This window comes from Agromyces humi, from assembly GCF_009720255.1.
Lineage (GTDB): Bacteria > Actinomycetota > Actinomycetes > Actinomycetales > Microbacteriaceae > Agromyces > Agromyces humi.
In genome coordinates this window covers 1-749 of the sequence record NZ_WJSP02000719.1, presented here as the reverse complement: position 1 = coordinate 749, position 749 = coordinate 1, and the positions used below count along the sequence as shown (strand labels likewise).

Annotated in this window: 1 protein-coding gene; it reads left to right on the top strand. The window is 74.1% G+C overall.

Annotated features, from left to right (window positions below; translation table 11 throughout):
• On the top strand, window positions 1-749 hold a 749-nt coding region (locus GH736_RS23765; RefSeq protein ID WP_159607557.1), incomplete at both ends, for a PH domain-containing protein.

The following is a 749-nucleotide window of genomic DNA, read 5'->3' as shown; positions in this document are numbered from 1 at the left end:
GACGCGCCCCGGCCCGTCGCTCGCTGCGCCGGGCGCCCAGCAGCGGGCCAACGTGACAGCGGTGCTCGGCCAGCGGGTCGACGAGTTCCTGGCGCCCGAGCTGGATCCGTCGCTCGCACCCCCCGAGTCCGTCGTGCACCTGCCGCTCGGCCGGGTCATCGGTTCGACCCTGCTCGGCGGCTCGACGGCCTGGGCGCTGATCCTCGTCGCGATCATCGTGGTCGGCGTGTCCACGGGCCAGTTGTGGGTCCTCTTCTCGTTCGTGCCCGCCGCGATCGGCCTCGTGAGCTACGCGTGGTCGCGCATCACCAAGTCGCTGCGCTACTCGATCGCCGGAACGCCCGACGGCGTGCGGATCGGCCACGGGCTGCTCTCGACCGGCAACCAGACCATCCCGCCGGGCCGCATCCACGCGATCGAGGCGAACCAGTGGATCCTGTGGCGCCCGTTCGGCTGGTGGACCATCCGCATCAACGTGGCGGGCCAGTCGGTGACCGCGGGCAACGACGCTGCGCAGCGCACCCTCGTGCTCCCGGTCGGCACGGTGGCCGACGTGCACCGGGTGCTCGGCCTGCTGCTGCCCGACTCGGCCGCGGCGATCGACCCGCTCGTCGACCCCGGCCTCACGGGCCGCGACGGAGCCGGTGGATTCTCCCGCACGCCGCGCCGCGCCGCGTGGCTGCGTCCCTTCTCGTGGCGGCGCATCGGGTGGGCCGCGGCCGACGGCGTCGCGCTGATCCGCCGAGGGT